General features: G+C 75.0%; 18 protein-coding genes and 2 pseudogenes. 12 read left to right on the top strand and 8 right to left on the bottom strand.

Features of this window, described 5'->3' with window-relative positions:
- Positions 1–641 (top strand): annotated as a pseudogene (locus tag DMH08_RS41985) (NYN domain-containing protein); the annotation flags it as partial.
- 80 nt (positions 642–721) lie between these two features.
- Entirely contained in the window at positions 722–1,369 is a 648-nt protein-coding gene (locus DMH08_RS30765; protein WP_026402813.1) for a tetratricopeptide repeat protein, read from the top strand.
- Positions 1,370–1,390: 21 nt separating this feature from the next.
- On the opposite strand, the gene DMH08_RS30760 is transcribed toward DMH08_RS30765, so the two are convergent.
- Together DMH08_RS30760 and DMH08_RS30755 are read right to left on the bottom strand one after the other, a co-directional pair.
- Entirely contained in the window at positions 1,391–2,116 is a 726-nt protein-coding gene (locus tag DMH08_RS30760; RefSeq protein ID WP_125619450.1) for a hypothetical protein, read from the bottom strand.
- A gap of 87 nt (positions 2,117–2,203) precedes the next feature.
- Positions 2,204–2,731: a hypothetical protein gene (locus DMH08_RS30755; protein ID WP_125619448.1), complete on the bottom strand. Its 528-nt coding sequence runs from the start codon at positions 2,729–2,731 to the stop codon at positions 2,204–2,206.
- 69 nt (positions 2,732–2,800) lie between these two features.
- On the opposite strand from DMH08_RS30755, the gene pyrE reads away from it, so the two are divergent.
- Entirely contained in the window at positions 2,801–3,337 is a 537-nt protein-coding gene (gene pyrE, locus DMH08_RS30750) for an orotate phosphoribosyltransferase (RefSeq protein ID WP_026402810.1), read from the top strand.
- A gap of 9 nt (positions 3,338–3,346) precedes the next feature.
- Here pyrE and DMH08_RS30745 read toward each other — a convergent pair whose 3' ends face one another.
- Entirely contained in the window at positions 3,347–3,733 is a 387-nt protein-coding gene (locus tag DMH08_RS30745) for a RodZ domain-containing protein (RefSeq protein WP_064743648.1), read from the bottom strand.
- A 480-nt stretch (positions 3,734–4,213) separates the two neighbouring features.
- Here DMH08_RS30745 and fbaA point away from each other — a divergent pair, with 480 nt between their 5' ends.
- Both fbaA and DMH08_RS30735 read left to right on the top strand, forming a co-directional pair.
- On the top strand, positions 4,214–5,236 hold the full coding sequence (gene fbaA, locus DMH08_RS30740) for a class II fructose-bisphosphate aldolase (RefSeq protein WP_026402808.1): 1,023 nt from the start codon (positions 4,214–4,216) through the stop codon (positions 5,234–5,236).
- Positions 5,237–5,323: 87 nt separating this feature from the next.
- Positions 5,324–5,773 carry a winged helix-turn-helix transcriptional regulator gene (locus DMH08_RS30735; protein WP_026402807.1) on the top strand — a complete coding sequence of 150 codons (450 nt, stop codon included), beginning with the start codon at positions 5,324–5,326 and terminating at the stop codon, positions 5,771–5,773.
- 262 nt (positions 5,774–6,035) lie between these two features.
- On the opposite strand, the gene DMH08_RS30730 is transcribed toward DMH08_RS30735, so the two are convergent.
- From DMH08_RS30730 to DMH08_RS30720, 3 genes are all read right to left on the bottom strand, one after another.
- Positions 6,036–6,572: a hypothetical protein gene (locus tag DMH08_RS30730; RefSeq protein WP_051300741.1), complete on the bottom strand. Its 537-nt coding sequence runs from the start codon at positions 6,570–6,572 to the stop codon at positions 6,036–6,038.
- Between the two features lie 23 nt (positions 6,573–6,595).
- On the bottom strand, positions 6,596–7,270 hold the full coding sequence (locus DMH08_RS30725) for a Crp/Fnr family transcriptional regulator (protein ID WP_026402806.1): 675 nt from the start codon (positions 7,268–7,270) through the stop codon (positions 6,596–6,598).
- Between the two features lie 142 nt (positions 7,271–7,412).
- On the bottom strand, positions 7,413–8,927 hold the full coding sequence (locus DMH08_RS30720; RefSeq protein ID WP_125619446.1) for an MFS transporter: 1,515 nt from the start codon (positions 8,925–8,927) through the stop codon (positions 7,413–7,415).
- A gap of 99 nt (positions 8,928–9,026) precedes the next feature.
- On the opposite strand from DMH08_RS30720, the gene DMH08_RS30715 reads away from it, so the two are divergent.
- Positions 9,027–11,381: an AfsR/SARP family transcriptional regulator gene (locus DMH08_RS30715; RefSeq protein WP_199748088.1), complete on the top strand. Its 2,355-nt coding sequence runs from the start codon at positions 9,027–9,029 to the stop codon at positions 11,379–11,381.
- 206 nt (positions 11,382–11,587) lie between these two features.
- Here the strand turns inward: DMH08_RS30715 and DMH08_RS30710 are convergent, their stop codons facing one another.
- On the bottom strand, positions 11,588–12,496 hold the full coding sequence (locus DMH08_RS30710; RefSeq protein ID WP_125619444.1) for an LLM class flavin-dependent oxidoreductase: 909 nt from the start codon (positions 12,494–12,496) through the stop codon (positions 11,588–11,590).
- A gap of 730 nt (positions 12,497–13,226) precedes the next feature.
- Complete coding sequence (locus DMH08_RS30700; RefSeq protein WP_233617904.1) at positions 13,227–14,495, bottom strand: outer membrane protein assembly factor BamB family protein; 1,269 nt, start codon at positions 14,493–14,495, stop codon at positions 13,227–13,229.
- A gap of 308 nt (positions 14,496–14,803) precedes the next feature.
- Between DMH08_RS30700 and DMH08_RS42865 the strand changes: the two are divergent.
- The 6 genes and pseudogenes from DMH08_RS42865 to DMH08_RS30670 form a co-directional block, all read left to right on the top strand.
- A pseudogene (locus DMH08_RS42865) lies at positions 14,804–14,968 on the top strand (tetratricopeptide repeat protein); the annotation flags it as partial.
- Between the two features lie 264 nt (positions 14,969–15,232).
- A complete protein-coding gene (locus DMH08_RS30690; RefSeq protein WP_125619440.1) occupies positions 15,233–15,808 on the top strand; it encodes a DUF1707 SHOCT-like domain-containing protein in 576 nt (191 codons plus the stop codon).
- Positions 15,809–15,867: 59 nt separating this feature from the next.
- Positions 15,868–17,430, top strand: a complete 1,563-nt coding sequence (locus tag DMH08_RS30685) for an ABC transporter substrate-binding protein (protein WP_233617903.1) — start codon at positions 15,868–15,870, stop codon at positions 17,428–17,430.
- The gene (locus DMH08_RS30680) at positions 17,431–18,450 is read left to right on the top strand and encodes an ABC transporter permease (RefSeq protein WP_051300739.1); all 1,020 of its coding nucleotides are present in this window, start codon (positions 17,431–17,433) and stop codon (positions 18,448–18,450) included. It begins immediately after the preceding gene.
- On the top strand, positions 18,440–19,306 hold the full coding sequence (locus tag DMH08_RS30675) for an ABC transporter permease (protein WP_026402803.1): 867 nt from the start codon (positions 18,440–18,442) through the stop codon (positions 19,304–19,306). The genes DMH08_RS30680 and DMH08_RS30675 overlap by 11 nt, the downstream gene beginning before the upstream one ends.
- A complete protein-coding gene (locus DMH08_RS30670; protein ID WP_125619438.1) occupies positions 19,300–20,055 on the top strand; it encodes an ABC transporter ATP-binding protein in 756 nt (251 codons plus the stop codon). Before DMH08_RS30675 ends, DMH08_RS30670 begins: the two co-directional genes overlap by 7 nt.
- Positions 20,056–20,112: the final 57 nt, after the last annotated feature.

Below are 20,112 nucleotides of genomic sequence, written 5' to 3'. Positions count from 1 at the left end.
TGCCGTCGCCGTCCCCGCAGACGTCCACGGGCCCGACGCCGTCGCCCGCGTCCGGCGGGTACGGGTCGAGCGTCCTCGACACCGGGCCGAACTCCGGCCCGCTCGGCGGCTCCTCGGGCGCCGGCGTGCTCGGCTCGACCACGCTCGGGTCCGGGACGTCCGGTGCCGGGACGTCCGGGGCCGGCGGGTTCGGCGCGTCGTTCAGCGGCGGCACGACGCAGCCCGCCGCGCCCGCACCGACCGGCTCGCACGCCGCCCCGGCGCAGCAGTACTCCGCACCGCCGGTCCCCGCGCCGTCGCCGCCGTCCCCGCCGCAGTCGCTCCCCGCGACCCGGCCGCCCGGCCCCTACACCGGGCCGCAGCAGCTCTCCCCGGTGCCCGCCCAGCAGAACGCGCCGTCGCTGGCGGACGCCGTCAAGTCCGCGCACCAGGAGGGGCAGGACTTCGGCGAGTCCGTCGCCCGGGACGCGCCCGCGCTGTGGCTGGAGGCGGTGCTCGCCCGCAAGCCCCGGATGCCCTCCGACCTGGAGGCCCGCCTGCTGCAGGGCTCGTCGCTGCCGATCGACTTCCTGCTGCACGACGAGGTCCGGCACGCGCTGCGCCGCGGCTTCTGGGACGCCCTCGAACGTTCCCGCAGGTGAGGCTGACGGGTACGCGCCGGTATTCACCGACATCCCAGAATCGCCCGCTTCGGTCGGGCGCCGCCGGGTAGCGTTGAACCGTGACGCATGTGACGGAAGACGACCTCGACGACCTGGAGTTCGACACCCTGCGCACGGGCGATCACATCGCGGCCGCGCGGCGCCTGGCCGAACTGGCCGAGACGGTGTCCGGCGGGGTGTCCCGCGCGAACGTCCTGCTGCGCGCGGGCGAGCAGTGGCAGCACGCCGGCGACCACGGCAAGGCCGCCGACTTCTACCGCCGCGCCCTGGAGGACGGCGGCGAGACCTACGGCGACCCGCGCGCCTACCTCGCCGACGCGCTGTTCGAGCTCGGCCGCGCCGACGAGGCCCGCGCCCTCGTCGACCAGATCCGCGCCGACCGGCCCCGCGACCCCGAGGTGTACCGGGCGGTCGCCGAGGTGCTGTACGCCCAGGGCGACGCGTCCGGCGCGCACGACTGGGCCACGAACGGCGCCGACGTCGTCCTCGCGCTGCGCGACAACGCCGTCGGCACGGGCGTCGGCGGCCCCGGCGAGCCCGGCGAGCCCGCCCCCGCCGCGTCGCTGACCCCGGGCCCCGACGACGTCGCGATCGCCGAGGACAGCCTCGAAGCCCTCCTGCGCCTCCGCTACCGCGCCCGCATCGACCTGGGCCGCGGCGAGGACGACTACGACGCCCTCCTCGACGACCTCCTCAAGAACGCCTGAGCCGCCCGCGCGGTCCGGGCGTCAGCCGCTCGGGAGGTCGGCCGCGACGGTCTCGGCCAGCGGCACGAGGATCCGCTCCAGGACGGTCCGGTCGAACTCCGCGCCGCCGTCGCGGCGGCCGACGCCCTCGAAGGAGACGCTCTCGAAGGACGCCCGCTCGACGGTGAACACCACGGGCCCCCGGCGGCACGAGAGGTAGGGGATCGAGGGCGCCCCCGACGGCGGGTACGCGTAGCACTCGGCGCCCCCGACACGGACCTCCTCCGCCCCGGAGGCGCGGTCGGCGCGCGCCTTCCGGTCCCGGTGGATCGCCGCGGCCGCGTCGGGACCGGCGACGGCGTCGAGGGCGACGCCGAACCCGCCGGAGCCGCGGTCGGCCCCGGTGAACTCCTGCCGGTACACCGGGAGTCTCATCGTGAAGGCGCACCGCCCCCGGGGAACCTCGCGCGGCGGCCCCGCGTCCGCGCCGAGGAAGGACGGCGGGATCCGCGGCACCGCCGGCGCGGACCGCGCCCCGATGTCGTCGGCGGACGGGACGACGGCGCGCACCTCGTCCGCGGTGAGCAGCGAGCAGGCGTCCGGCCAGCGGTCGAGCGGGGTGAGGCGTCCGGCGGCGGCCTCGACGGCGATCTTCCGGCCGTCCGGCCGGGGCGGACCGGTCTCGACGTGCCCTTCGCCGTCGTCCGTGCAGGCCGTGAGGAGCGTCAGGGACGCGAGGACCGCGGTGGCCGCCTTCCGTCCGCGCATGGGCCCGCCTTCCGCCGGTTCCGGACGATCGACGATGGGACGGCGGAGCGGCCGCGCCGGTTCCCGCGGCCCGCCCGCCGGATGCGGCTACAGGGTCGTGAGGAGTTCGCTGAGGGACTGCGCCACGGCCGCCGGGGGTTCGTGCTCGGCGACGGGCCAGCCGCGCAGGCGGGCCTCTCGGACGGCCCGGTCGTGCCCCGGGGACGCGGACCGGTCGGCGTGGGTGCGGAGGTACGCGCAGGGGGCGTCCGGCCAGTCCGGGGGCGAGGGGACGTGCTCGGCGCCGTCGTCGTGGTCGTGCGCGTGCGCCGGGCGCGGCAGGTCGGCGTCGACGAAGAGGTAGCCGCCGACGGCGCGGTGGGCGGCGCGCTGCGCGAGGGCGACGGCGGGGAGCAGCGGCCCGGCGGCGCCGTGCGCGGCGAGGACGAGCGGGGTCGCGGGGGCGGTCGCGGCGATGATGAGCGACGCGCGGGCGACGTAGCGGGAGCCGGCGCCCTCGGCGACGTCCGGGGCGATGACGTCCAGCCCGTAGGAGCGGAGCGTCTCGGGGAGGTCGCCCCAGGCGGCGGAGCCGGTGTTCGGCGCGTGCAGGAGCACGAGGGATCCGGGTGTCATGGCGTCCTCCTCTCCGGCACCGTACATGGCGGGCGCGGCGCGCGCGGGCGGGGTGAATAGGGTTTCCCCGTGAGCGATCGTGATGAGCTGCTGGAACAGATCAAGGCCAAGGCGGTGGTGCACGGGGACTTCGTGCTGTCGTCGGGCAAGCGCGCGTCCTGGTACGTGGACCTGCGCCGGGTGACGCTGGACGGCGCCACCGCGCCGCTCGTCGGGTCGGTGATGCTGGACGCGACGGACGACCTGGACTACGAGGCGGTCGGGGGCCTGACGCTGGGCGCCGACCCGGTGGCGGCCGCGATGCTGCACGCGGCGGCGGCCCGGGGGCGGACGCTGGACGCGTTCGTGGTGCGGAAGGCGGGCAAGGCGCACGGCCTGCAGCGCCGGATCGAGGGCCCGGACGTGGCGGGCCGGCGGGTGCTCGCCGTCGAGGACACCTCCACCACGGGCGGTTCGGTGCTGACCGCGGTGGAGGCGCTGCGGGAGGCGGGGGCGCACGTCGTGGCCGTCGCGACGATCCTGGAGCGGGGGGCCGCGGCGCGGATCGCCGCGGAGGGACTGGAGTACCGGCACCCGTTCGAGGTGGCGGATCTGGGGCTGGGCTGACGCCGCAGGTCAGGACCGCTGGGGCACCGACCACACGGTGCGCTGGGCGGACGCCGGGTCCTGCTCCTCGCCGTGGATGGTCACCTCGAGGGAGGAGCCGTTGTCGGCGACGACCGACAGCGGCGTCTCGTTGTAGTGGTAGGTCTCGCCGGTGTTCATGACACCGGTGAAGAAGATCTCCCCGTCGGGCACCCGGACCACGACCTTGGTGGGCGCGCCGACCACGCGGATCAGCAGGGCGGGTGCCTGGGACGGGGAGTCCGCGGATGGGGAGGGGGACCCTCCGCCACCGTCCGAGGAGACGGTGGCGGAGGGCCCCTTGGGATCGGCGTCGCCCGAGACCGCGTTCACCAGAGCCATGCCGCCGACGACGAGCAGAGCCAGAACGGCGGCCACGGCCAAAGCCGCGATCAATATGCGTGCGAGACCCCTGGGGTCCGACCGATGACGTCCCACATGGGGAGGTTAGCGATAACTGTCACCGCTGAGCGACGGACGTGACTCTTCAGGGACATTCTTCTTCGCGCCGCTGTCCGTTTTGTTCCCTTGGCTCCGGATCTCGCGGCCGGCGGGGCCGAACCGGCCGCGGGCGCCGCCGCCGCGGGCGTCCGCACCGGGCCGCGCGGGGACGTTTCGGACGTCCGGAAGCGCGCCGCGATCGGGTGCCGCGCGGCGCGCGTCCCCACTGGCTCCGGACGCGAAATCCGGGATACTGGCACCCGCGGCGCCCCCTGGTGAGCTGGGCGGGGGCCGCGACCGCGATACTGACCGTGGACGGCATGCCCGACCCGGCGTCCCCGCCCGTCCGGCGGGTGCCCGGGTGCTACCGCCCGGCCGGATGCCCGGCGGCACCGCTGCGTATGAAAGGACGCTGAAATGCCCATCGCAACGCCCGAGACCTACGCGGAGATGCTCGACCGTGCGAAGCGGGACGGCTTCGCCTTCCCCGCCATCAACGTGACCTCGAGCCAGACGCTGAACGCGGCGCTGCGCGGCTTCGCCGAGGCCGAGAGCGACGGGATCGTCCAGGTCTCGACGGGCGGCGCGGAGTACCTGTCCGGCCCGTCGGTGAAGGACATGGTGACGGGCTCGACCGCCCTCGCCGAGTACGCCAAGGTCGTCGCCGCCAAGTACCCGGTGAACATCGCGCTGCACACCGACCACTGCCCGAAGGACAAGCTGGACGGGTTCATGCGCCCGCTCATCAAGATCTCGCAGGAGCGGGTGGCGCGCGGCGAGGAGCCGCTGTTCCAGTCGCACATGTGGGACGGGTCCGCGGTCGAGCTGCACGAGAACCTGCGGATCGCCGAGGAGCTCCTGGAGGAGTGCGCCAAGGCCCGCATCATCATGGAGATGGAGATCGGCGTCGTCGGCGGCGAGGAGGACGGCGTCGCCAACGAGATCAACGAGAAGCTGTACACGACCCCGGGCGACGCGCTCGCCACCGCCGAGGCCGTCGGCGTCGGCGAGAAGGGCCGCTACATCCTCGCGGCGACGTTCGGCAACGTGCACGGCGTCTACAAGCCGGGCTCGGTGAAGCTGCGGCCGGAGGTCCTCAAGGAGATCCAGGACGCCGTCGGCGCGAAGCACGGCAAGGACAAGCCGTTCGACCTGGTGTTCCACGGCGGGTCGGGCTCCACGCTCGAGGAGATCCGCGAGGCCGTCTCCTACGGCGTCATCAAGATGAACATCGACACCGACACCCAGTACGCGTTCACCCGCCCGGTCGCGGAGCACATGTTCCGCAACTACGACGGCGTCCTGAAGGTGGACGGCGAGGTCGGCAACAAGAAGCAGTACGACCCGCGCTCGTGGGGCAAGGCCGCCGAGGCGAACATGGCCGCCCGCGTCGTCGAGGCGTGCGAGAGCCTGCAGTCGGCGGGCAAGAAGCTGAAGTAGCCGGCGGCTCCGGTGCTTCCGGGCCCGGGACGGCATGCGCCGTCCCGGGCCCGGCGTATCACCGCAATGCTCCGCTACTCTCGAAGCGTGGCCCTGCCCCGCACCTACGAGTCGCAGAACTGCTCGATCGCCCGCTCGCTGGAGGTCGTCGGCGACCGCTGGACGCTGCTGATCATCCGCAGCGCGTTCGACGGGTACCGCCGGTTCGACGACTTCCAGGACGTGCTCGGCGTCGCCCGCAACATCCTCACCGACCGGCTCACCCGGCTGTGCGACGAGGGCATCATGCGCCGCGTCCCGTACCAGGAGCGCCCGGAGCGCCACGAGTACCGGCTCACCCGCAAGGGCGTCGAGCTGTGGCCCGCGATGATGACGCTGCTGCTGTGGGGCGACCGCCACTACGCCCCGGACGGCGCCCCGGTGATCGTCGGGCACCGCGGCTGCGCCGGGACGCTCACGCCCCGCTTCACGTGCGACGCGTGCGGCGCCCCCCTCGGCCCGACCGACGTCGAACCCCGCCCCGGACCCGGCGCCTGACGCCCGTCCGCGCCCGTCCGCCGCTCACCGAGCGTCACCGCCCGGACGTCCGGGCGAGCATGCGCGCGGACGTGCGGGCGGGCCGCGCCGCCCCCGCCGGAACGGGTGCGGCACGGCCCCGGGGCCGCTTGTTCACCAGGTGATGAGCGGCATACCCTGGTGCATGAGGAACAACAGGCATCCTGCAAGCACCACGAGCAGGATCGCCCCGCGGGCGGTGTGGCTCCAGCTTGCCAGGGCCAGCCGCACCGTCCGCGCCGTCTCAGTGACAGCCTGCGACCACATGGGTCATCACCTCCTCTCCTTCGGGTAGCGGACCGAGTACGGGCGGGGCCGCGCCGCCCGGCGCGGGCGCGCCGGGGCCGGGGCCCGGTCGGGGGGAGCGGCGCGCGAGGAGCCGCAGGTCGGCGTGGTCCTTGGCGCGTCCCAGGTGCCGCTTGTAGGCGCGGACCTCGTCGAGGCGCGCGAACCGGATGCCCTCGAACAGGTCGGCGTCCGCGATGAGCGCGTCGACGCCGGCGTCGGTGTCGGCGGGCGGCAGGAACCAGTGCCGGGAGACGTGCACGCGGCCGCCTCCGAGTTCGTACATCGGGGCGCCGCTGACGGCGCCGCGGATCGGGCGGCCGAGCCGCGCCGCCGCGCGCCAGGCGGCGCCGCGGGCGACGATGTCGAGCTCGTCGACCGGCCGCAGGCCGCGGGCGAGCAGCGGCCCGCTGCCGTGGACGACGTAGTCCTCCGCGGGCAGCCGGAAGCCGAGCAGCGCCTTGATCAGCGGGTGGTCGGACAGTCTGCCGGTCATCGTGCTCTCCCTTGCCGCCGCCGCTACGGGGCGGTCATGCTTCCCGTGGCGATCGCCGAAAGCCGATCGAGTTCGACGAGGGTCAGCCGCTGCCGGCCCGTCCGGATGAGGCCGTGGTCCTTGAAGATGCGCAGGACCTTCTTGATGGAGTCGATGCGGGCGCCCGCCAGGGACGCGAGCTCCTGCTGGCTGATCGCGACCTCGACGCCGTCGTCCAGCCGCCGCCCGATCCCGGCCTCGACGAGGTCGAGCAGGGCGCCGGCGAGCCGCCGCTCGACGGAGAACTCCGAGTCCTTGATCTTCTGGGTGGCCTGGTCGAGGCGCTCGTCGGTGGCCGCGATCAGCGCGATGGCCGCGCGCGGGTGGGCGTCGAGGAAGTCCAGCCACTGCGCGGCGGAGATCCACAGGACCGAGACGTCGGTGGCGGCCTCGACGGTCGCCGAGCGGGGGGTGCCGCGGATGGGGGCCATCTCGCCCACGATCTCGCCGGCCCGGCGCAGCGCCACGGTGCGGGCGGGCTGCCCGACCTTGATCTTGACGACGCCCTTCTCGATGAGCATGACGAAGTCGGTCTGCTCGCCCTCGTTCATGAACACCGTGCCGGCGGGCCGCTGGATCAGCTGGCCCGACAGCTTCAACGCGTCGTGCTCCGCTTCGATGAGAAGCGGATCGCCCACTTTGTAGCGCTGCTCCGACATGCCTTTGAGTGTACTAATGCACTTAACATCCGTGCAAGAGCATTCTGCCAAGTGCCGTGCGCCCGCCCTCGTGCCGCCGCCGGGCCCGGCCGTCCCGCGGACGGACGACCGGGCCCGGCGGGCGGGGCGGCGGATCGCGTGGTCACGCGTCGTCGCCGCCGATCGGCGGCAGGTGCCGCATGGCGGTCGCGGTCAGGACGGCCAGCCCGGCGAGCAGCACGGCCGCGACGACCGTGACGACGCCGAACCCGCCGAGGAACGCGTCCCGGGCGGCCTCCAGCAGCGCGGCCGCGGACTCCGGCGGGAGCCCCTCCGCGGCCGCGGCGGCGTCCTCCAGCGACTCCCCGGCGGCGTCCGGGGCGCCCGGCGGCAGCGCGACCAGCGCGGCGTAGGCGGCGCCGCCGACGCTGCCGAGGGACGCGATGCCGAACGCGATCCCGAACTCCCCGGACGTCTCGGCGATCGCGGACGCCGCGCCGGCGCGCTCGTCCGGCGCCGCGCCGACGACCAGCGCGATGCCGAGGGCGGCGACGGGCGACAGGCACAGGAACCCGACCGTCAGCCCCGCCATCAGCACCCCGGTGCCGTCCGCGAACCCGGCGACGAGGAACGCGACCGCCGCCGGGACCATCCCGCCCGCGATCAGCGTGCCCGGACGGACGCGCCGCGCGGCGATCGGCGCCAGCAGCGAGCCCGCGACCATCGCGAGCGCCGGCAGCGTCATCCACAGCCCGGAGTCCAGCGGCGACAGCCCCTCGGCCGTCTGCAGGAAGCGGCTGGCGAACAGGTACAGGCCGCCCGACAGGACGTTCGTCGCCAGCAGCAGGCCGAGCGCCACCGAGAACGTCCGGGACCGCAGCAGCCGCAGGTCCAGCAGCGGGTCGGCGACGGTGCGCTGCCGCCGGACGAACAGGTACCCGAAGGCGGCCCCGGCGGCGAGCCCGGCGTACGCGGCCGGCCGCGCCGGGTCCTCGGCGACCTCCTTCAGCCCGTACACGACCGGGAACGCCGCCGCCATCGACAGCGCGACGCTCGCGAGGTCGATGCGCCCGCCGCGCGGCCCCCGCGACTCCGGCAGCAGCGGCGCTGCGGCCAGCAGCAGCCCCATGACCGGGACGCCGACGAGGAACACCGAGCCCCACCAGAAACGCTCCAGCAGTGCGCCGCCGACCACCGGGCCGAGCGCCGCGCCGCCCATGAAGCAGCCGGTGAACACGCCGATCGCGAGGGCGCGCTGCCGCGCGTCCCGGAACATCGTGCCGATCAGCGCCAGCGACGCCGGCATCAGCGTCGCGCCGCCGAGCCCCAGCAGGATCCGGGCGGCGATCAGCATCCCGGGGCTGCTCGCGTACGCGGCGAGGGCCGAGGCCGCGCCGAACGCCACCGCCCCGCACAGCAGCAGCCGGCGCCGGCCGACGCGGTCGCCGAGCGCCCCCATCGTGACCAGGAACCCCGCGATCACGAACCCGTACACGTCCATGATCCAGAGGAGCTGGACGGGCCCGGGGGCCAGGTCGGCGGCGAGGTGCGGCATCGCCAGGAACAGCACCGTGTTGTCGATGGACAGCAGGAGGGTGGGCAGCGCCAGCACGGCCAGTCCGAGCCATTCGCGCGCCCCCGCCCGGGCGGGGGCCGCGGGCGCGGCGGTAGCGGTCATGATCTCTCCCCGTCTCGTTGCGAAGGTGACGCGCACACCCTGCGCCGCCGGGGTTCGGGCGGGATTCCGGCCCGGTTCGGGTCCGGTTACGGTGAACGCATGCGCTTCGGGGTGCTGGGCCCGCTGGAGGTCCGGACGGACGACGACCGCCCCGTCCGGGTGCCGGAACTGAAGGTCCGGCTCCTGCTCGCGGCGCTGCTGGCCGCCGGCGGGCGGCCGGTGTCGGCCGAGCGGCTCATCCGGGACCTGTGGGGCGACGACCTCCCCGCCCGGCCCGCCGCCGCGCTCCGCGCGAAGGTCTCCCAGCTCCGCCGGGCCCTCGACGACGCCGAACCCGGCGGCCGCGCGCTGGTGGCCGCGCGGCCCCCCGGATACGCGCTGGCCGCCGCGCCCGGCGCGGTCGACGCGTCCCGCTTCGCGTCCCTCGCCGCCGCGCCCGCCCCGGACGCCCGGGCCCGCGCGTCCGTCCTGACCGAGGCGCTCGCCCTCTGGCGCGGCCCCGCCTTCGCCGACTTCGCCGACGCCCCGTTCGCCGTCGCCGCCGCCGACCGTCTCGAAGAGCGCCGCCTCACCGCCCGCGAGGACCTGGCCGAGGCCCGCCTCGCGCTCGGCGAGCACCGCGCCCTCGTCGCCGACCTCACCGACCTCGCCGGCCGCCACCCGCTGCGCGAGCGCCTCCAGGCCGCCCTCATGCGCGCCCTGTACGGTTCCGGGCGCCAGCACGAGGCCCTGCAGTGCTACGAACGCGTCCGGAACCGGCTCCGCGACGAGCTCGGCCTCGACCCCGGACCCGAACTCGCCGCCCTCCACCAGGCGATCCTCCGGCAGGACCCGTCCCTGGACGTCCCCGCGTCCGCGCCCCTCGCGCCCGCGCGCCTCCCCGTCCCCCGCACCGAGCTGGTCGGCCGCGACGGCGAACCGGACGCGATCCTCGCCGCCCTGCGCGCGTCCCGCCTGGTGACCGTCACGGGCCCGGGCGGCGTGGGCAAGACGCGCCTCGCGCTGGAGGCCGCCGCCCGCGCGGGCGCCGCCTTCCCCGAGGGCGTCGTGCTCGTCGAACTCGCGGGCGTCGCCCCCGCCCGGGTCGCCGAGGCCGTCACCGCCGCCGCCGGCCTCCCCGACCCCGCCGGGACGCACGCCGCCGACCCGGCGGAGGGACTCGCCGGACGCCGCGCGCTGCTCGTCCTCGACAACTGCGAGCACGTCATCGAACCCGTCGCGAAACTCGCGGACGCGCTCCTCGCCACGGGCACCGGCCTGCGCATCCTCGCCACCGCCCGCGAACCCCTCGGCATCTCCGGCGAGCACCTGCACCCCGTGTCCCCCCTCGCCGTCCCGCCCGCCGCCCCGGAGGGCGGCCCGCGCGAGCTGGCGGAGGTCCCGGCGGTGCGGCTGTTCGTCGCGCGCGCGGCGGCGGCGGACCCGGGGTTCGCGCTCGACGCGTCCAACGCGGCCGCCGTCGCCGCCGTCTGCCGCCGCCTCGACGGGCTGCCGCTGGCCCTCGAACTCGCCGCCGCCCGCGTCCGCGCGCTCGGCCCCGCGACGCTCGCCGCACGGCTCGACGACCGCTTCCGGGTGCTGCGCTCCGACCGCCGCGACGTCCCGCCCCGGCAGCGGACCCTGCACGCCGCGATCGCGTGGAGCTGGGAGCCGCTCCCGCCCGCCGAACGCGCCGTCCTGCGCCGCCTCGCCGTCCACACGGGCGGCTGCACCCTGGAGGCGGCCGAGGAGACCTGCGCGGGCGGCGACGTCGACCGCGCCGAGATCCTGGACGTCGTCGTGCGGCTCGTCGACCGCTCGCTCGTCCTGCCGGCCGACGACCCCGGCGGCGTCCGGTACCGGCTCCTGGAGTCGGTGGCCGCCTACGCGCTCGACCGCCTCGCCGACGCGGGCGAGACCGGCGACGTCCAGGGACGCCACGACGAGTACTACGCCCGCGTCGCGGAGTGCGCCGACGCCTACCGCGCAGGACCCGCCCGGCTCCGCTGGCTCGCCCGCCTCGACGCCGAGGCCGCGAACCTGCGCCGCGCCCTGGAGAGCGCCGTCGGCCGCCGGGACGCGCACCTCGCGCTGCGGCTCACGGCGTCGCTGGCCTGGTACTGGATCGAGCGGGGGCGCGCGGGGCACGCGGGCCGCGCGCTCGGCGCCGCCCTCGCCGCCGCGGCCCGCCCGCACCATCTCGGCGGGCTCGCCGCCGCCCGCGCCCTCGGCGACGCGCCCGCCGTCGCGTCCGCGCTCGACGGCCTCGCGGGCGCCGAACTGCTCGCGGGCCGCGACGACCGCGCGGCCCGGCTGCTCGGCGCCGCCGCGGCCGTCCGCGCCGCCGATCCGGCCGCGGCCGTCCCGCCCCGGGAGACCGCCCGCCTCCTCGCCGCCGCCCGCGCGGCCCTCGGCACCGCCTTCCCCGCCGCCTACGCCGCAGGCCGCACCGACGCCCCCGCCCCCGAACACTGACGTCGGGTCCGGCGGGCCGACGGCGCCCGCACCGCCCCGCGCCAGGACGTCCGAGACCGCCGAGGGCGGCGCGAGGCGTGCCCCGGCTGACGTCCCATGACCGGGGCCGAGGAGCGCGGGCGGGCCGACGGCACCCGCGCCGCGCCGGGATGTTCGGGACCGCCGAGGGCGGTGCGAGGCGTGCCCCGGCTGACGTCCCGCCCGGGTTACGGGTGGCGGGCGGGTAGGGCCAGTTCGGTGGCGAGTGCTTCCAGGAGCTCGACCTGGCGCTGCGCCGGGACGCCCAGGAGCGCGGTCACGACGTGGACCTCGTCGGCGCCGAGCGCGGCGGCCCGGTCGAGGGCCGCGACCGCCGCGGCGGTGAAGTCGGCGGACGACACGTCCGTGCCGGGCGGGGCGGGCAGGACGTTGACGACGACGTCGCCGGTGCCGCCCGCGGCCCGGTACCAGCCGACCTGCGTGCGGGCGTCGTCCCAGTCCGCGGCGACGGTGACGAACCCGTCGCCGATGCGGGCCGCGCGCTCGATCGCGGGACGGGCGGTGGCGCCGAAGCGCAGCGGGATCCGGTCGCCCCACGGCTTCGGGCCGATCTTCGACCGGGGGACGCGGTAGTGCTCGCCGCGGAACTCGACGGGGTCGGGCCCCCAGCAGGCGCGCATCGCGGCGACGTGCTCGGCGAACCCGGCGCCGCGCCGCGCGGGGGACACCCCGGCCGCCGCGAACTCCTCGGGGATGTAGTGCGGCGGCAGCCGGGTGCCGCCGCCCTGCCCGATGCCCGCGTCGAGGCGTCCGCGCGACAGCCGGTCCAGCGTGGCGAGCCGGCGGGCCAGCGCGACCGGCGACTCGAAGATCGAGTTCAGTACGCCGGTGGCGACCCGGATCCGCCGGGTGTGCGCGGCGGCCCAGGTGAGCACCTCCAGGGCGTCCCAGGGGGTGTCCTCGGGCAGCCCGGCGTCGTTGGTCCAGTGCGGGCCGACGGGGATGAGCAGCCGGTCGGAGACCGAGACGGCGTGGAAGCCGAGCCGCTCGGCCGCCCGCGCCACGGTGACGACGGCGTCCGGTCCGGCGTGCGGGCCGAAATGCTGCAGGGTGGCGCCGAGTCGCGGCAGGTCCATGAGCGTGTCCTCCTGTGTTCGTCCGGTGCGCTCCACAGGGGGATCGGAGTCGGCGGCGGATTCTCGACATCTGGACGTCCGGCCTCCCGGCGGGGCAGGATCGGGCCTCGACGCTGTTCGCCCGCGCTCACGCTTGTGGAGCCGCCCGTCACACTTCACCGCCAGAGCATCGTTGCGCTGTGTAATCAAGGCCCTGGCCGAGCGGACGGGCACCGAGACGGCCAAGCTCCGGCTGATGACCATCGCCGGGTGGGTGCCCTGGCTGGCCGACACGCTCGACCCCGACCAAGGCCTTGAGACCTTCCACACCTACACCCGCCAGGACTCGGTCCTGCTGCACCGCGGGGAGACCGGCACCAACATCGTCGGGCGGTGGGCGCCCTGGCTGCCGGTGGCTCCAGACCACGCAGGGCCATTCTGGGCCGAGTTCGAAGCCGACCTGCTGAAGATGAGGACGAGGGAGGGCATGGCCATCGCCCGCTCCCGCGGCAAGCTCAAGGGCAGGCAACCCAAGCTGTCCGTCCGCCAGCAGGCCGAACTGGTCCGCATGCATTTCACTGCGCCGGATCAGGACGCGGCTACGTCGGGTCGCGTCACCGACGTCACCCACCGCAGTCTCCTGGAGGTCCTGGGGCGGCTATGCAACTCGACGTTCGCTGCCCGCACAGGTTGCGCCTGGCCACCGCACCTGCCGACCGAGCTACGCCAGATCCCCCTGGAGCGGCGCGGCTCAGCGCACGGCGATGATCCCCGCCCGAGTTCGCACGTAGAGCACGCCGTTGGCCGGGATGATCACCTGTCCGTCCTCTTCGAAGGCGCATTCCACGTCGAAGTAACCCATCTCCTCCTTGTCGAGGATCCGTTCGCCGAGGTCGACCTCCCAGCGGACGTCCCCGGACCCGGCGTCGAGTGCGAGCACCCGCCCGTCCCGCACGGCCATGTAGACGAAGCCGTCTGCGATGACGGGAGTGCCCGCACCCGTATCGGGCAGCGGGCGCGTCCACCGCACTACCCGGTCGGTGATGCCGATCGCCGTCACGGCCTTGGCGAACGACGGTTCGCCGTGACCCCCGTCGCCCGGACCGTTCACCGCGGCGAACACCGTCCCATCCACCACCGCCACCGCGCCGGCCGGGGTCTTCGGCATCCGGTGGATCCAGCGGACCTCCCCAGTGCGCGGATCCCGGCCGGTGATCGCCCCGTCGAACGGGGGATCCTCCCCGAACCGCAGCCGGTCGGCCGGCAACCACACCAGCCCCTCGGCCGCCACGGCGTGGACGGCCTTCGTCACATCCCAGCCCTCGTACTCCGCGTCCTCGCCCTCGTCCTCGTCCTCGCCTTGGTCTTCATCGAACTCGGCGACTTCGCCGGTGAGCGGGTCCAGGCGCATCACGCCGCCGTGGGTCTTGTTGCCCTCGAAGCCCCCCGGTAGATAGAGAGCACCGTCCGGGCCGACCGCCGGGACGGTCTGCACGCGCCCCTCCGCGTCCTTTGCATGCCAGAGCGGCCCCAGGCCCGGCAGCTCGAACGCCCGGACCCCGTCGTTCAGGCCGTACAACAACAACGTGTCACCGACGACGGCCGGGTACCCGCCGCCTGGAACTGTCCCGATCCGCTCCCCCGTCGCCAGGTCGTGGACGCGCACTTCGCTGTCGGAGTCCTCGTAGTGCTCGAACTGGTCCGAGTCGGCCTCCGCGACGAACACCCGGTCGCGCCAGACCGCCACCGCCATCGTGATCGGGTCCGGCCACTCGCCGTCCTCGTCCCGCACCACGAGGCCAGGGTCGTCCTCCTCAGGCACGCGCCAGCGCAGCTCACCTGTGCCCGCGTCGAACACGTACACGGTGCCGACCATGTCCGCGACGACCAGGACGCCGGCGGCCAGAACCGGCGGGCACAGCACGGGCGCCGACGTCCGAGCGACCCAGTCCACCCGCCCCGGCCCGGACGGCCCGGCCACCGGGTACGCCCCGCTGCGCCTCTCATCCCCGTAACCCATCACGATCACGCCGAGAGACTGTAGCCGAACGGGTCCAACCGAGGCTGGCCCCGAAGATGCCGACCTGGTGGCGGTCACAACCGCATCACCGCATCGGTTTTCCCGGCGCGGGCCCAAGCCGATTCAGCACAGCGTCTGAAGCCCGGCCATGCAGAGATCTTCCGGCATCTGTGCAGAGCACTCCTGAAATTGACACGGAAATCGCCAGCCTTACCGAGCTGTGCGAGGTGCTGGGTATGGGTGGCCGACCTGGCGCGTCCTGCTCCCCCACATCGATGCCCTGACCTCGTACGCGTCCCCCGTCACCGATACCGACGTCACCGATCTGCTCCTCACCGGCACCGGGCACTACCTCGAAGAGATGGGCGCCGTCCGCGGCGCGATCCTACTTCCAGCGTTCCCTGACCACCGCTCAACGCCTTCACGGCCCCGACCACCCCGACACGCTGATCTCGCGCAACAACCTGGCCTACGCCTACCAGGCGGTGGCACCCCGCATGACACGGAGAGAGAGGTCTCCCATGCCGGTTTCCGACGACCCGACCGCCACGTTCGAGGAGTTCGACCGCGACGGCGACGCGGACGGCCGCATCTCGCTCCCGGAGTTCCTGGTCGCCTGGAATCGGTGACGCCCTGACGCGGCGTGCCCGTTCGGCGTGCTGTTCCGTCTCGCCGGGCGGGAGTTCGTGTCCGGATGACGCCTCGCAACTCGCGATATATCGGGTTACGATCCCGGCATGAGCGGAAGCCTGGAGCCCGTGAAGGCCGAGATGCGGGCGTCGCACGACGATCGTGAGCTGGCGGTGGAGCGGCTGCGGGTGGCGGCCGGGGACGGCCGCCTCGGGCCCGCCGACCTGGACGAGCGCATCGAGCGGGCGCTGGCCGCGACCACGCTGGGCGAGCTGCGGGAGGTCCTGCGCGACCTGCCCGTCCCGGCCGAGGACGAGCTGGTCCTGCGGGCGAAGCACGGGAACGTCGAGCGGTCCGGGGTGTGGACGCTGCCGCGCCGGCTGCGGGTGGACGTGCGGTCGGCCAACGCGACGATCGACCTGACGCGGGCGGTGGCCGTCCATACCCGGCTGGACGTGGCGGTGGCGGCGGCGCACGGGAACGTGCGGATCATCGCGCCGCCGGACGTCGAGGTCGAGGTCGGCGGTGTGGAGGTGCGGGCCGGGAACGTGCTGCGGCGCAAGCGGGAGGAGAGCGCGCCCGCGCGGCTGCGGGTGCGGGTGGAGGGCGAGGTGCGGCACGGGAACGTGATCGTCGCGGGGCCGCGCCGCACGCTGCGGGAGCGGCTGCGCCGGCGGGGGTGAGCGCCGTCCGGTAGGTGCGGTGGCATAGTTATTGCGAAACGTTTGCAATACTGTGCTTCATGTTGAAACGTCCGGTTCTGGCCATGCTGGCCGTGGTCCTCGCCGCCGCGCTCGCCTCCGCCTGCGGGCAGGGCGGCACGTCCGCCTCCGGCAAGGACGGCGTGTTCACCTACGCGGTCGGGGACGAACCCGAGACGTTCAACCCCGGCCTCCAGGACGGGCACACCGACCCCGTCACCGAGCTGGTCTTCCGCGGCCTGACCGGGCACGACGCCGACAACAAGATCGTCCCGGCGCTCGCGGAGTCGTGGAAGGTGTCCGAGGACGGGACGTCGTACACGTTCGAGCTCCGCGAGGGCGCGACGTGGCACGACGGGAAGCCGTTCACCTCGGACGACGTCAGGTTCACCATCGAGACCGTGCGGGACGCGGGGGCCGACGCGCCGCTGTCGCGCAACTTCGCGATGGTGAAGGAGATCGCGACGCCCGACGCGCACACCGTCCGGCTGGAGCTGGACGAGCCGTTCGCGCCGATGCTCGGGGCCCTGTCGATGGGGATGCTGCCGAAGCACGTGCTGGACGGCAAGGAGATCACCGATCCGGAGTTCGGGCGGAACCCGATCGGCACCGGCCCGTTCAAGATCGCGGAGTACAAGCACGGGCAGTACGCGGAGCTGGCGGCGCACGAGCGGTACTACGAGGGCGAGCCGGGCCTGAAGAAGATCGTCATCAAGTACGTGCCGGACGACTCGGCGCGGCTGATCCAGCTGAACGGCGGCGAGGTCGACGGCGCGTTCGTCCGGCCGAAGCAGGCGGAGCAGGTGAAGGGGCACCGGCTGGAGGTGTACCCGACGGCCGACTACCGGGCGATCGGCTTCAACATGAAGAAGCCGGTGTTCGCGGACGCCCGGGTGCGCAAGGCGATGAACCACGCGATCGACAGCAAGGCGATCATGGACAGCGTCGTCGTCGGCTACGGCGCTCCGGCGAAGGGGCCGCTCGACATGAGCGAGTTCGCCGCCGCCGAGGGCTTCGCGTTCGACCCGGCGAAGACCGAGTCGCTGATGAAGGAGGCCGGGTACGCGAAGAACGGCGACGGCCTGTGGGCGAAGGGCGGGACGACGGTCGCGTTCGAGCTGACCACGTTCGCCGAGGACTCGCTGCGCGTCGCCATGCTGAACGTCGCCGCGACCCAGCTCAAGGAGGCGGGCTTCGACGTGACGCCCGCCCCGCGCTCCAGCGACTGGGTGCGCAAGCACTGGGGCGACCTGGACGCGGCCGTGGTCGGCTGGGGCACGCCGTACGACCCGGACTCGTCGGTGTACGGGGTGTTCCACACCGACGAGGCGATCGGCGAAGGCGGGTCCAACCTCGGCTCGTACAGCAACGAGGAAGCGGACAAGGCCCTGGACAAGGGCCGCACCACGCTCGACCCGGACGGGCGCAAGACCGCCTACACCGACTTCCAGAAGGCGCTCCAGGACGACCCGCCGTTCGCGTGGATCGGATACCTGAAGGCCATCAACGCCGTTCCGGAGAACCTGGAGGGGCCGCAGCAGCGCACCATGGGGCACCACGGCTACGGCTTCTTCTGGAACGCGCAGACCTGGCGCTACGCGTAGATGGCCCTGCGGATCGCCCGGCGGGCGGCGACGGCCGTGCTGGTCGTCGCCGCCCTGTCGGCGGTGTGCTTCGGGCTGCTGGACGCGGCGCCCGGCGATCCGGCGGCGTCGATCCTGGAGGCGCGGTCGGGCGGGCGGCCGCCCTCCCCGGCGGCGGTCGCGGAGCTGCGCGCGGAGATGGGCCTGGACGACCCCGTGCACGTCCGGTACGCGCGGTGGGTGTCGGACGCCCTGCACGGCGACCTCGGCACGTCGTACATGTCCGGCATGCCGGTGACCGACATCCTCGGCGACACCGTGCCGTGGACGCTGCTGCTCGCCGCCGCCGCGACCGTCCTCAGCTTCTCCGCCGCCCTCGCGGTCGGGCTCGTCGCGGCGCTCACCCGGCGCGCGTGGCTGCGCCGCGGCATCGACCTCGCCCTGTTCGTGATGGGCGGGATGCCCGGGTTCGTCGTCGCGCTGCTGCTGCTCTACGTGTTCGCCGCGTCGACGCAGCTCATGCCGTCCGGCGGCGTGAGCAGGCCCGGCGAGCCCGTCACCGCGTACGGGCTGCTCGCGCACCTGACGCTGCCCGCGTGCGCGCTCGCGTTCGGGCACCACTTCGGCATCTACGTCCGGCTCGTCGAGAACGGCGTCGGACGGCTCCGGGACGCGCCGCACGTGCAGAACGCGCGCGTCCGGGGGCTGCCGCGCCGGACGGTCGTCGCGCGGCACCTGATGCGGCCCGGGCTCGTCCCGTTCACCGCGCGGCTCGGCGTCGGCGTCGGGACGCTCGTCGCGGGCGTCTACGCCACCGAGGTGATCTTCTCGTGGCCCGGCATGGGCCGCGAGGCGATCGCGGCCGCGCGCGCCCAGGACTACCCGCTGCTCGTCGCGATCGTGCTGGTCACCGGGCTGCTGGTGGTCGCCGCGAACCTGCTCGCCGAGCTGGCCGTCGCGGCCCTCGACCCGCGCGCCCGGCGCGGCGGCGCGGCGCGCGGGCCGGGCGCGGCGGAGAAGGGGGCGACCGGTGCGGGCTGAGACGACCCGCGCGCCGCGCGGCCTCCTCGCCGTCCGGCTGCGGCCCCGGCGGCCCGCCCTCGCCGCCGCCGTCGCGGTGCTCGCCGCGCTCGGCCTCGCCGCGCTGCTCGCGCCCTGGCTGTCGCCGCTCGACCCGCTCGCGACCGACACGTCCGCGACGTCGCTGCCGCCCGGCTCGCCCGGGCACCCGCTCGGCACCGACCAGCTCGGCCGCGATCTGCTCGCCCGCATGCTCCACGGCGCCCGGACGTCGCTGCTGGTCGGGCTCACCGCCGCCGCGATCACCGTCGGGGCCGGGATGCTGCTCGGCGGGCTCGCCGCCGTCGCGCCCCGCTGGCTGGACGCGCTGATCGCCCGCACCGCCGACGTGCTGCTGTCGCTGCCGCTGCTGGTGATCGTCCTCGCGTTCGCCGCCGTCGCCGGGCCGTCCCTCGGCACGGTGATCGTCGCCATCGCGGTGTCGAGCTGGATGCCGGTCGCGCTGATCGTCCGCGCCGAGCTGCGCGGCCGCCGCGAACGGCTGTACGTGCGGGCCGCGTACGGGCTCGGGCTGTCGCGCCGGCAGGTGCTGTGGCGGCACCTGCTGCCGGGCGCGCTGCCGCCCGTCGCGTCCGTCGCCGCGTTCGAGGTGGGGCACGCGATCCTCGCCGAGTCGACGCTCAGCTTCCTCGGCCTCGGCGTCCCGCCGAACAACCCGAGCTGGGGCAACCTGCTCACCGAGGCGCAGTCGCACCTGCTGACCGGCGCCTGGTACACGGTCGCGGTCCCGGCGGCGGCCGTCGTCGCCACGATCATCGCGGTGAACGTCGTCGCCGGCGCGATCGCCGGCCCGTCCGACGAAGGCGGTTCATGGTGAAGCCCGCAGGACCGGCCGCCCCGGGGCCGACCGTCGCGGGGCTGACCGTCGCGGGGCTGACCGTCGACGTGCCCGGCCGCCGCGTCGTGCACGGCCTCGACCTGGACGTCCCCGCCGGGCGCGTGCTCGCGCTCGTCGGCCCCAGCGGCAGCGGCAAGACCCTCACCGCCCGCGCGATCGCCGGGCTCCACCCGCACGGCGGGACGGTCCGGGTGGGCGGGCGCGCCCCGGAGCGCGGACGCGACGTCGGGTACGCGTTCCAGGACGCGCTCGCGTCCCTCAACCCGACCGTCACCGTCCGCCGCCACCTCACCGAGACCGTCCGGGCGCACGGCGCCGGCGACCCCGGCGCCGCCCTCGCCCGCGTCGGCCTCGACCCGTCCCTCGCCGCCGCGTACCCGTTCGAGCTGTCCGGCGGGCAGGCGCAGCGCGTCGCGCTCGCCCTCGCGACCGTGCACGAACCGCCCGTCCTGATCGCCGACGAGGTCACCAGCGCGCTCGACCCGGTCGCGCAGGCCGCCGTCCTCGACCTGGTCCGCGCCGAGGCCCGCACGGCGGGCCGGGAGCGGGCGGTCCTGCTCATCACCCACGACCTGGCCGCCGCCGCCCGCTGGGCCGACGACATCGCCGTCATGCGCGACGGCCGGATCGTCGAGCACGGCCCCGCCGCGCGGGTTCTCACCGACCCCCGGACGGACCTCGCCCGCGACCTCGCCGCCGCCGCGGCCGCCGCGGCGGCACCGGGCTGATCTTCCAGAACCCGCTCGCGTCCTTCGACCCCCGGCACCCCGTCCGGCAGGTCGTCC

This window comes from Actinomadura sp. WAC 06369 (genome assembly GCF_003947565.1).
Classification (GTDB): Bacteria; Actinomycetota; Actinomycetes; order Streptosporangiales; family Streptosporangiaceae; genus Spirillospora; species Spirillospora rifamycini.
The sequence above is the reverse complement of the archived record's forward strand: the minus strand, read 5'-3'. Positions and strand labels throughout refer to the sequence as shown.

Bases quoted from the DNA above. Each gene is read 5' to 3' on its own strand.
- DMH08_RS30670 (WP_125619438.1), top strand. From the start codon at position 19,300: ATGGTGAAGCCCGCAGGACCGGCCGCCCCGGGGCCGACCGTCGCGGGG.
- DMH08_RS30720 (WP_125619446.1), bottom strand. From the start codon at position 8,927: ATGACCGCTACCGCCGCGCCCGCGGCCCCCGCCCGGGCGGGGGCGCGC.
- DMH08_RS30725 (WP_026402806.1), bottom strand. From the start codon at position 7,270: ATGTCGGAGCAGCGCTACAAAGTGGGCGATCCGCTTCTCATCGAAGCG.
- DMH08_RS30755 (WP_125619448.1), bottom strand. From the start codon at position 2,731: ATGACACCCGGATCCCTCGTGCTCCTGCACGCGCCGAACACCGGCTCC.
- DMH08_RS30715 (WP_199748088.1), top strand. From the start codon at position 9,027: ATGCGCTTCGGGGTGCTGGGCCCGCTGGAGGTCCGGACGGACGACGAC.
- DMH08_RS30690 (WP_125619440.1), top strand. From the start codon at position 15,233: ATGAGCGGAAGCCTGGAGCCCGTGAAGGCCGAGATGCGGGCGTCGCAC.
- DMH08_RS30680 (WP_051300739.1), top strand. From the start codon at position 17,431: ATGGCCCTGCGGATCGCCCGGCGGGCGGCGACGGCCGTGCTGGTCGTC.
- fbaA (WP_026402808.1), top strand. From the start codon at position 4,214: ATGCCCATCGCAACGCCCGAGACCTACGCGGAGATGCTCGACCGTGCG.
- DMH08_RS30760 (WP_125619450.1), bottom strand. From the start codon at position 2,116: ATGCGCGGACGGAAGGCGGCCACCGCGGTCCTCGCGTCCCTGACGCTC.
- DMH08_RS30685 (WP_233617903.1), top strand. From the start codon at position 15,868: ATGTTGAAACGTCCGGTTCTGGCCATGCTGGCCGTGGTCCTCGCCGCC.
- DMH08_RS30730 (WP_051300741.1), bottom strand. From the start codon at position 6,572: ATGACCGGCAGACTGTCCGACCACCCGCTGATCAAGGCGCTGCTCGGC.
- DMH08_RS30710 (WP_125619444.1), bottom strand. From the start codon at position 12,496: ATGGACCTGCCGCGACTCGGCGCCACCCTGCAGCATTTCGGCCCGCAC.
- DMH08_RS30700 (WP_233617904.1), bottom strand. From the start codon at position 14,495: ATGGGTTACGGGGATGAGAGGCGCAGCGGGGCGTACCCGGTGGCCGGG.